The 9,732-nt window shown below is 64.5% G+C and carries 12 protein-coding genes and 1 pseudogene; 7 read left to right on the top strand and 6 right to left on the bottom strand.

The window, feature by feature from the left end:
• The 3 genes from AC1DY5_RS29070 to AC1DY5_RS29060 form a co-directional block, all read right to left on the bottom strand.
• The coding region (locus AC1DY5_RS29070; protein WP_478117056.1) for a tripartite tricarboxylate transporter substrate binding protein at window positions 1–867 on the bottom strand (867 nt) is incomplete at its 3' end.
• Window positions 868–888: 21 nt separating this feature from the next.
• Window positions 889–2,097 (bottom strand): acyl-CoA dehydrogenase family protein, encoded by a 1,209-nt coding sequence (locus tag AC1DY5_RS29065; RefSeq protein ID WP_478117054.1) that lies wholly within the window; start codon window positions 2,095–2,097, stop codon window positions 889–891.
• A 10-nt stretch (window positions 2,098–2,107) separates the two neighbouring features.
• On the bottom strand, window positions 2,108–3,679 hold the full coding sequence (locus AC1DY5_RS29060; protein WP_478117052.1) for an AMP-binding protein: 1,572 nt from the start codon (window positions 3,677–3,679) through the stop codon (window positions 2,108–2,110).
• A 170-nt stretch (window positions 3,680–3,849) separates the two neighbouring features.
• On the opposite strand from AC1DY5_RS29060, the gene AC1DY5_RS29055 reads away from it, so the two are divergent.
• The 3 genes and pseudogenes from AC1DY5_RS29055 to AC1DY5_RS29045 all read left to right on the top strand — a co-directional run bounded on the left by AC1DY5_RS29055 (window position 3,850) and on the right by AC1DY5_RS29045 (window position 5,674).
• The gene (locus tag AC1DY5_RS29055) at window positions 3,850–4,746 is read left to right on the top strand and encodes a LysR family transcriptional regulator (protein WP_478117050.1); all 897 of its coding nucleotides are present in this window, start codon (window positions 3,850–3,852) and stop codon (window positions 4,744–4,746) included.
• Window positions 4,747–4,843: 97 nt separating this feature from the next.
• A pseudogene (locus tag AC1DY5_RS29050) lies at window positions 4,844–5,095 on the top strand (IS6 family transposase); the annotation flags it as partial.
• Between the two features lie 315 nt (window positions 5,096–5,410).
• Window positions 5,411–5,674, top strand: coding sequence for a hypothetical protein (locus tag AC1DY5_RS29045; protein WP_478117048.1), 264 nt, complete (start codon window positions 5,411–5,413; stop codon window positions 5,672–5,674).
• A gap of 104 nt (window positions 5,675–5,778) precedes the next feature.
• Here the strand turns inward: AC1DY5_RS29045 and AC1DY5_RS29040 are convergent, their stop codons facing one another.
• Window positions 5,779–6,042, bottom strand: coding sequence for a hypothetical protein (locus tag AC1DY5_RS29040; RefSeq protein WP_478117047.1), 264 nt, complete (start codon window positions 6,040–6,042; stop codon window positions 5,779–5,781).
• Window positions 6,043–6,346: 304 nt separating this feature from the next.
• Here AC1DY5_RS29040 and AC1DY5_RS29035 point away from each other — a divergent pair, with 304 nt between their 5' ends.
• The 3 genes from AC1DY5_RS29035 (at window position 6,347) to AC1DY5_RS29025 (ending at window position 8,190) form a co-directional block, all read left to right on the top strand.
• Window positions 6,347–7,096: a hypothetical protein gene (locus tag AC1DY5_RS29035; RefSeq protein ID WP_478117045.1), complete on the top strand. Its 750-nt coding sequence runs from the start codon at window positions 6,347–6,349 to the stop codon at window positions 7,094–7,096.
• 88 nt (window positions 7,097–7,184) lie between these two features.
• Window positions 7,185–7,583, top strand: a complete 399-nt coding sequence (locus AC1DY5_RS29030) for a site-specific integrase (protein WP_478117044.1) — start codon at window positions 7,185–7,187, stop codon at window positions 7,581–7,583.
• On the top strand, window positions 7,498–8,190 hold the full coding sequence (locus tag AC1DY5_RS29025; protein WP_478117042.1) for a tyrosine-type recombinase/integrase: 693 nt from the start codon (window positions 7,498–7,500) through the stop codon (window positions 8,188–8,190). Before AC1DY5_RS29030 ends, AC1DY5_RS29025 begins: the two co-directional genes overlap by 86 nt.
• A gap of 150 nt (window positions 8,191–8,340) precedes the next feature.
• Here the strand turns inward: AC1DY5_RS29025 and AC1DY5_RS29020 are convergent, their stop codons facing one another.
• Together AC1DY5_RS29020 and AC1DY5_RS29015 are read right to left on the bottom strand one after the other, a co-directional pair.
• Entirely contained in the window at window positions 8,341–8,571 is a 231-nt protein-coding gene (locus tag AC1DY5_RS29020) for a hypothetical protein (protein WP_478117041.1), read from the bottom strand.
• A 167-nt stretch (window positions 8,572–8,738) separates the two neighbouring features.
• Entirely contained in the window at window positions 8,739–9,455 is a 717-nt protein-coding gene (locus AC1DY5_RS29015) for a Crp/Fnr family transcriptional regulator (protein ID WP_478117058.1), read from the bottom strand.
• Between the two features lie 95 nt (window positions 9,456–9,550).
• Here AC1DY5_RS29015 and AC1DY5_RS29010 point away from each other — a divergent pair.
• The coding region (locus AC1DY5_RS29010; RefSeq protein ID WP_478117039.1) for a hypothetical protein at window positions 9,551–9,732 on the top strand (182 nt) is incomplete at its 3' end.

Raw genomic sequence — 9,732 nt, 5'->3', positions numbered from 1 at the left:
GCCGTTGGCTTCGAGCTTTGCGCGGACGCCGGGGTCGGCCAGCGCCTTCTGCAGCGCGTCAGAGACGCGTTGCACGATGGATCCCGGCGTGCCGGCCGGCAGGGAAAGGCCTCCGTAGGACACCAGCGTGACGTTTGGTATGCCCGCTTCGGCCAGCGTGGGTACTTCGGGCAGCCGCGGATTGCGCGTAGGCGCCGTCACCGCCAGCGCCCGCAGCTTCCCGCCGGTAATGTGGGGCAGCGACACCGAACTGATCGTGAGCGCGAAGTCCACCTGCTTGCCCAGCACGGCATTCGCCGACTCCGACGCGCCCTTATAGGGAACGTGAAGTGCCTGCGTGCCGGTCGTCTTGAGGATGAGTTCGGCGCCCATGTGCGCCGGGGTGCCCACGCCGCCGGAAGCATAGGACAACTTGCCAGGCTGCTGACGCATGCGTTCGACAAGGTCCCTCGCGCTGCTGATGCCGGAGTCTGCTGATACGACCAGCACGACGTCCGAGCGCGTGATGCCGCCCACGTGGATGAAGTCCTTCATCACGTCGTAGCCGGGCTTCCGGTACATGCGCATGTTGGTGGCCATGGGCGTGGCGGAGTAGACCCAGGTGTACCCATCGGCTGGCGCGCGGGCCGCGATCTGCGCGCCCAGGTTGCCGGCCGCGCCGCCCTTGTTTTCCACCACCACGGGCTGCTTGAGGATCTGCGACATCACCTCGGCAGTGATGCGCACAGTCGTGTCAGGGGCGGTGCCGGCGAGGTAGGGAACGATCCATTTGATCGGCCGCGCGGGGTACTCCTGCGCCAGCGCCGCGCCGTGCAGTGCGAGGCCGGCGGCGGCCAGCAACAGGCTGCGTCGGGTGATTGTCTGCATGCTTGTCTCCTGACCTGTGGTTTAGCGCACCGCGTGGCCGAGCAGCTCGCGCGCGATGGTGTTGCGCTGGATTTCGCTGGTGCCGGTCAGCACGCGGTACATGCGCAGCAGCCGGAAGAGGAATTCGACGCGGCTGCCCTGCACGATGCCTTCGCCGCCATGCACCTGCACGGCACGATCGGCGATGCGGAAGGCGGTCTCCGAGCAGAACAGCTTCGCCATCGACGCATCGGCGCGCGCCTCGCCGCCGGCGTCCAGGCTGCGCGCCACGCTGAGCATCAGTGCGCGCGCTGCGGCAAGTTCGGTGGCCATATCGGCGAGCAAGTGCTGCACCGCCTGGAAGGCGCCGATGGGCTGGCCGAACTGGCGCCGCGTCGCGGCATGCGCCAGGGAATCCTCCAGTGCCAGCCGAGCCAGGCCGAGCATCGCAGGGCAGTGCAGAAGCCGGTTCACGGTGATCCGTCCAAGGGCCAGCGCCAGTCCGCGGCCACGGTCGCCGATCTGGTTGGTGGCTGGAATGCGGCAGTCGGTCAGGACGATGTTGCCTGTATGGGATTGGCCCGCCATGGTCTTGTAGCCTGCTTCGACGCGAAAGCCTTCGCGATCGCGTTCGACGAAGAAGGCCGTTGTCTCGCGCACCGCCGGGTCCTCGCTGGTCGAGCAGATGATCACTGCGAAGTCGCAGAAGGGGGAGCCCGAGATGAAGCGTTTGGTTCCGTTTAGCACGAAGCTGTCGCCGTCGCGCACGGCGCGCGTTTGCAATGCGCCGGCATCCGAGCCCGCCTCGGGCTCGGTGATCGCGAAGCAGATCGCCTTTTCTGCGCGTGCTACGGGCAGGATGAAACGTTCCATCTGATCCTGCGTCGCCTGCTTGGCCAGCGCGCCCACGCGCGGCGGCCCCGTCAGCTCGCCAAGGACGTGCGGCGCGAAAGGGGAACCGCTGGCGTAGATGAACTCCTTGATCAGCGCGTGATCGACGACGTTGAAGCCGGCGCCGCCCAGCGTCTTGGGCAGCGTCATGCCGTAGAAGCCGAGGTCGCGCGAGCGCTTCCACACCAGCTCCAGCAGCGCGCGCGGCGCGCCGTTCTCGGAAGTGATGTGGTGCTCGGTGGCGAGTGGTTGGAGTTCGTCGCGAAGAAAGGTGTCGAGGCGGGCGATGAAATCGTGTGCGGCGTCGGAGCCCTCGAAAGGAGGCAGCGGCATGCGCAGGGGCGGGTTGATGGTATTCATGACGGTTTCCTCAGTTCACGCGCCGCTCGCGGCCGCGCCAGTAGTGCTCGCGCACGTCCTTGCGCGAGAGCTTGCCGTTGCCGTTCTTCGGCAACTGCGGCACGAAGTCGACCGAACGCGGCCGCTTGAAGTCCGCCAGCCGGCCGCGGCAGAAGTCCATGATCTCGCCGTCATCGGCGCGGGCACCATCTCGCAGAACGACAACCGCCTTGACCGTCTCGCCCCAGTGGTCGTCGGGCACGCCGACCACGCACACCTCGTAGATCGCGGGGTGCTGGGCCAGCACCGACTCGATCTCACTCGGATAAACGTTAAAGCCGCCGGAGACCAGCATCTCTTTTTTTCGGTCGACGATGTAGATGTACCCTTCCTCGTCCATGCGCGCCAAGTCGCCGGTGTGCAGCCATCCGTTGGAATCCAGCGCCTGCGCTGTCTGCTCGGGCTCGCGCCAATAGCCGGCGAACACGTCGGGGCCGCGCACACAGATCTCGCCGATGGCGTCGCCGCTGACGGGCAGGCCTGCGTCGTCCAGGATCTGCACATCCGACTCGCAGAAGGGACGCCCGCAGGCGGACAGCAGCGCGTCCTTGCCGCCCTCGATGGCCGCCGCGTGGTCGGCGATGCCAAGGCCCACGACGCCGCCTGTGGTCTCGCCCGCGCCGTAGCCTTGCGCCAGCACCGGGCCGAATGCCGCCCAGGCTTCCCGAATGCGTGACGGCGACATCGGTGCAGCGCCGTAGCTCAGGAGGCGCAAGCTGGAGAGGTCGCGCGTGCGAATGCTCGGCTCGGCCAGCAGCGCATAGATCATTGCCGGCACCAGGAAGGCCATGGTGACACGGTGCTTCTCGATGGCTTCGAGGTACTCGGCGGGACGGAAGCCTTCCATCAGCAGGATGGTCGCGCCCTGGAACAGCATGGGCTGGATGAACATGCCGCTCGCGTGCGTGATCGGGCCGGATAGCATGAGCACGTCGCCCGGGGCGGCGTGCATGCGCCCCATGGCGTTCTTGCGCAGTGACACGTAGCGGTTGCCCACCGTCTGCATCGCGGCCTTGAGCTTGCCCGTCGAACCGGAGGTGTAGTGCAGGACGGCCAGTTCCTCCGGCCGCATCTCCTCGTGCAGGTGCGTGTCGGGAGCGCGGGCCAGAAGTTCTTCGTACGAGAGCCAGCCGCTTTTCTCATTCGCGTGCCCCGCATCGAAGGCAATTCGGTGCGTCAAGGACGGCACGTTCGCCGAAGCCTCTYCGACCATACTCCGGTGCTCAGGTCCGGCAAGGCAGGCAACGGGCTCGGCGTTGGCGAGTGCGTCCGCCAGTTCCTGGGGGGCGAGCCGCGAGTTGAGTGCCACCTTCACGAGGCCGGCCTTGTAGAGCGCGCACTCCAGCTCCACGATTTCCGGCCGATTGGGCGACACCACCGCCACGCGGTCGCCGCGCTGCAGGCCCAGCGCCCTGAGGGCGTGGGCGAGCCTGTTGGAGCGCAGCTCCAGGTCACGGTAGCTGAGAGCGCCGTCGCGGAATAGCACGGCGGGCCGGTCCGCCCACTGGCGGGCGCCGCGCGCGAGGTACATGCCGAGGTTCATGATCGAGGCTCCGCTGTGGAAGGGCGATGGTTCATCCGTTGTCTCCTGAAGTGATGCGGAAGTCTAGGAAGCGAGGGCCCTCTTGCGGATAATCCAGTCGTGCTTTCTGATAACGCCCGGTTATCGGAGCGGTCACGCCCAAGTGCGGCGGGAATCTACACGGAGGCGCCATGGCCCTGCGGCTGGACGACATTGACTATTTCCTGGCGGTGGCCGAGCACGGGCAGGTGCGCCGCGCTGCCGCGGCCCTGGGCTTGTCGCAACCCGCTCTGACAAAGGGTCTGCAGCGRCTGGAGAAGGAGCTGGGCTTTCCGCTGTTCGAGCGAGGCGCGCGCGGCATGACGCTCACGTCGGTAGCCGAACAGTTCCGCCAGCGCACGCAGACCCTGCGCGCCAGCTTGGGCGACGCCATCAAGGAAGCCGCGGACCTGCACCTGGGCGCGATGGGCACGTTGCGCGTGGGCGTGTCTCCGCTCTACGCGGATCGCCTGTTTGTGCCGGCCTTCCTACAGTTGCATCAGCAGCGCCCGGCCGCGCGGCTGCGCTTGATGATCAATCTGAACGACACGCTGCTCGCCGCGCTGCGCCTGGGCGACCTGGACCTGAGCATCAACGCGATCCCGCGTGCGTTGCCCGACGACCTACAGGCGCTCCCGCTGATGAAGGACGACCTCTGCATGGTCGTGCGCGAAGGCCATCCTCTGCTGTCGCGCCGTCGCGTGCGGTTGCAGGATCTGGTGGATGCGCAGTGGATGCTGCCGGGACCCGACGTCGCTGCCCGCCGCGGGGTAGAGGCAAGGTTGGCGGAGGCCGGCCTTCCACCCCCCCGAGTCGCTGTCGAGGTGAGCAACACGGCGTCCCCGCTGAGCCGGCTGCTCGCGCACAGCGACCTGGTGGCGCTCATGAGCGAAGCCAGCTTGGCAGGGCCGGGTGGCGAGGGCTTCGCGCCGCTRCCCTTCGCGGAGGCGCGCTTCACGAGGGCCATCGGCGTGGTCATGCGCAAGAATCACGTGCTCTCGCCGCTTGCGATGCGCTTTCTTGAAGTCCTGCGAGAGGGCGCCGAGTAGCGGTCGTCAGTCTCCGAGCGGTCCCTGTGCTTCGCCACGCCATCGGGCATCAGGAACATGGGTTCTGTCGCGATGGTCGGTCGGCCACAATGCAGCAATGGTACCGCTGCACGTCCAACTTGCGAACTCGACCCTGCGAGGGGCCATCAGGCGTTTGCATTTCCCGCTGGAGATCATGCTCGTGTGCGTTCGCTGGTACGCGGCCTACCCAGTGAGCCTGCGCAATCTGGAAGAGATGATGGCCGAGCGCGGTGTGCTGGTCGACCACGCCACTGTCCACCGCTGGTCGCTAAAGATTCTGCCGGTGCTGGCCAAGGTGTTTCGTCGGCGCAAGCACCCGGTGGGGCGCCGTCGCCCGGCCTCAGGTGGCCGGAATACGCCAACTCTGAAGTGGCCTGATTACGCCGATCGCTGACACCTGACGCCCAGCCAGCCGTCAGCCCCTCTGGCAACCGCACCCACCGCTCCGGCAAACTAGAATCGGCCAACGCAATCTCAGGCGCCACAAGCTCGGCGCCTCCGCGAAAAGAGGACGCTGTAGTAACCCTTACAGAGCTTAGGGAGTGCCTCAAAAGGGCGGATCAAGAATGTCGCCGAAATAGATCAATGGCGACTTTCATACAATGCGATTCACCGACTGGGTCAAGTCCAGAGTTCGTCTCGCATGGCCATCGAGACGCGGAGGCCGGCCAAGCGCGAACTCCGCGAGCAACTCGCCGGTCAAGCAAGTCTCCTGGTGCAGGCCCAGTCGCAAGGCTCGGCGCTTCAGCAGCGACCGGACGATCTTCAGCGGCAGCTCAGTGAAGAAAAGCAATCGCATGAGGGCACACGGATCCTGGTCGCTACCGCGCTCGTGGACACGCGCAAGCCTGGCGGGGCGCCGCAAAGCGGTCAAGACAATCAAGCAATCGGCCGGCGATTCGGCTGACCTTTGCGTCGGCACGGGATGCCAGGACAACGAAGGGATCGATTGCCTGACCCAAGGCTCGCCCTGACGCCTCCTCGCGCACTCCCGACGTTGCCCTTGGCGTGTCAAGGGCCCTGCAGATCGTGGCCTTCATTGATCGCCAGGCCCTTGCCACTGGCATAGCGAGAGATCCACTTCAATGCGACCGTCTCTGCGATGCGCTCGGCTGCGTCCTCTGCAGCGCAGAGCTCCTCGGCCAGGCTCATGACGCGCTGGCGGGCAAAGCAACGGACGGTGCCCCCGGTGTCGCAGCCCAAGGCAGCAAGCAGATCCTTGGCTCGGGCCAGTTCAGCACGAATGACATTGATGGGGCGAGGATCGTCTTCCATGTCGTTCTCCTTGTCTGGCACTGAGTTGCGGCAATCTCGGATTCGGTTCTGTGCCTACCGCGAAGATGGTCATGTTCTTCCGCGCTTGGGCCGCTCCGCCGATCGCGGTGCTGCGCTCGACTTTCCAAGCGCAGCCAGGCGAAGCTCAAGCAGGGGCAATCGCCTTTTTCGCGCAGCGCGGCAAGACGATGGTTTCTTCGAAGTCGATGTCAGTCATGAGGGTCGTGCCGGCGGGGTCAAAAGTAGTCCCGCACAAGGCGGGCCTAAAAGGGGTTGGTCCTTGATGCCTACCCAGGGAGAATCCGTGCTCTCAGATCCAACCGCCAAGGCAGTCCTCGACAAGGCAATCGCCAGGCACGAGGGGAGGGAACCTGAATCCATCGCTCTCAATCGGGCTGCGGTGCACCGAACGTTCTTAGGCGAACTGCGCAACAAGGGTGTGGGGCCGACGCAGTATCCCCTTTGCACTGTCACTTGTGCCTATGAGGCCATGCGCAACTACGTCCTGGACGGAATCCGAGACCGAGGCACCGGCGCTGCGCGCAACGGGCTTTTTGGACAGGAGGCGAATGATGGTCTGGACGGCGGCAGCGGCAAGACCGGTTGGCTGCAGCCGCTCTTGCCCTGCGACATCGCTTGCTACGACGAGCAACAACTCCCGGCCATCGGCACGGTCACGTTCGAGCACGAGGGTCGCCGGTTTGTCCTGCCCATGGAGCGAATGTCGCTGTGCTTGCTGGTCTCCCAGCATCCGAAATGCATCCTTGCGTATCACCTCTCCCACCGTTCACGCGTGTCATCGGCGGATTTCCTCGAGACCTTCAACAACCTGCTGACGCCCTGGAGCCCGAGGGAGTTCAAGGCGCTGCCAAAGCTCGTCTACAAGGACGGTGCAGGTCTGCCCAACGGCCTGGTCCCGGGCTTTCTCGAGGGATTGCGCATTGGCCTGATCAGACTGGACAACGCCGCGAGGGAATCAATCCCCAGGCACGTCTGCCTTACCTTGCTACCTATCTTGGCCACAAGGACATCAACTCGACGCTGGTCTATCTGACCGTGACGCAGGAGTTACTGCAGCAGGCAAGCGAGCGTTTTCGGGCCTTCGCCACGCACAGCCTGCACGCCTCGCAGGGAGGCTCCCAATGAAGCCGAACAACCCCTTTCCCAGGCTGCTACATGCGTTCTTCTACGAGCGGCTTGTGCAGCAATGCAACGTCTCGGCTCACACGGTACGTTCGTATCGTGATACATGGCGCCTGTTCCTTCGCTTTGTCGCGGCGCGTCACAAGCGCTCCGTTGCGAGCATCACCCTAGCTGAGCTCACGRCCACCGAAGTGGCCGCCTTCTTGCTGCACAGTGAGGTCGAGCGTGGCGTATCGATCGGCACGCGCAACTGTCGACTCGCGGCGCTGCGCAGCTTCTTTCACTTCGTCGCCGAGCGCGAACCGGCGGCAATTGCCCAGTGCGCCGACGTCCTTCACATCCCGACCAAGAAGACCACCAAGCCCCGCGCCGTGCTACCTCGAGTCGAGCGAGATTGAGGCCATCCTCGCCCAGCCCGATCGCAAGTGTCTCGAGGGCCAGCGTGACCACGCGTTGCTGTCCTTCCTCTACAACACCGGCGCGCGCATCCAAGAGGCGCTCGACGTTTGTCCGGCAGCGATCCGATTCGACACGCCCTCGTGCGTGCACCTGTTGGGCAAGGGTCGCAAGGAGCGGATCTGCCCACTGTGGCCAGAGACCGTCGCGCTGCTCAAAGCGCTACTCAAACGACAACCTCGCGCCGACGATGAGCCGCTGTTTGTGAACCGCTACGGCGCGCCGCTCGGCGCTTCGGGGGTACGCTTCAAGCTTGCACAGTATGTCGAGGCGGCCGCACGGACCGTGCCGACGCTGTCATCGAAGAAGGTAACGCCGCATCGATTCAGACACGCAACTGCAGTCCACTTGGTCGCTTCAGGAGTCGACGTGACGGTGATTCGTGACTGGCTCGGGCATGCCCACCTCGACACCACCAATCACTACGCCCAAGCCAACTTGCAGACCAAGCGGGATGCGCTCGAGAAGCTCGATCCATCGTCCAAAATCAAGAAGCCGCCGCGCTGGAGGCGCGATTCGAGCGTGCTCACCTGGCTCGACTCGCTCTGATGGTTCACAAAATAATCTGAAGGAACTGCCCGCACGGACGCAATCCGTGCGAGGGCAGGCAGCGTCTTCCTTCACATTATTTGTTCCTGCCGATTAGGGCTTGGCGTCGTCGCAGACAATCTGATCAATATCGGCCTCGCTCTCGCAGCTTCAGCCAAACGCTGAGACCATCCCCTTCTTCCTCCACCGCGCACTGAAACCAAGGCCGCCGATCTCGGCGGCCTTGGCCTTTGTTGCCTCGCCACGCAGAAACTCAAAAACGGCATTCTTGCGCCGGAAAGTAGCTAGAGGTGTGAGAGCAGACAGCGGAACGTAACGTAATTTCCGTAGCCGCCTTCGGAGCGGCGGAATGGGCCAGGGCGGATGCAGCGCCTCGTTCAAGGACGCCTCATTAGTGTGCTCCTGACCGTCTTCAGCCTTGTCGCAGCGCGGCAGATGCCAAGCCGAGCGACGGGCTCGATGAACCACGGGCCCGCGATGAAGTCAGGCCCCTGGGAAAAAACGCTGGACGGCGACGTAGTTGCCCTCGTCTTCGGCCGTCCGACCGTCTAGATGGCTATCCTGTCCGGAAGCAGTCTGTCGTATTCCTTCTTGACCACCTCATAGCACTCGCAGGAGCGTCGCTCCAGCCCTTGCCGGTCCAGCACCGAGATGTGACCCCGCGCATAACTGATCAGGCCAGCCCTCTGCAGCTTGAGTGCCCCTTCGGTCACGCCTTCGCGGCGCACCCCGAGCATGTTGGCRATCAGCTCCTGCGTCATCACGAGCTCACTGCCCTGCAGCCGGTCCAGACTCAGCAGCAGCCAGCGGCACAGTTGCTGATCCAGCGAGTGGTGCCGGTTGCAGACCGCCGTTTGCGCCATCTGCGTGATCAGAGCCTGGGTGTAGCGCAGCAGAAGGTGAAGCACAGGGGCCCTGTTGAACTCCTCCTTGATCACCTGTGCCTTGAGCCGGAAGCCATGGCCTGCGCTTTGCACGACCGCACGGCTGGGGGTGGACTCTCCCCCCATGAACAGCGAGATGCCMACSAYSCCCTCGTTGCCRACCACGGCGATCTCSGCCGAAGCGCCGTTCTCCATGACGTACAGCAAGGAGACGATGGCGGTGGTCGGAAAGTAGACRTGGCTCAACGTGGTRCCCGACTCATACAGCACCTGGCCCAGCGGCATYTCGACCGCTTCCAGTTGCGGTAGCCAACGCTGCCATTCGGCATCGGGCAGTGCGCCAAGCAGGCGATTCTTTCTCGGTTCGGGGCGAATGGCCATCGCTTCCTCCGGAATATGAGCTTCGGGGATGACCTTGGGCGTGCTCACGCGCACGCCCCCTTTTAGTATATGCACCTGAATCCGTGAGCCCAAGAGTGAAAGGGGCTCACCCTGCGGGTGCGATCGATTTGAGGTGGTTTGGTAAACGCGAGACAGGTGTGGGGCGTTTATGGGCCTGTTGCAAACGCAGTATCCGATTCCTTCCAATGCGCCCCTTCATCGTCAAGCAACTCGACTACGACCTCACCCCGGTAGCCGGTCTGGCGCTGGTAGGACA

It is taken from the genome of Variovorax sp. P4_D9 (assembly GCF_056401695.1).
Note: the sequence above shows the minus strand (reverse complement) of the source record. Positions and strands in the feature narration are given on the sequence as shown.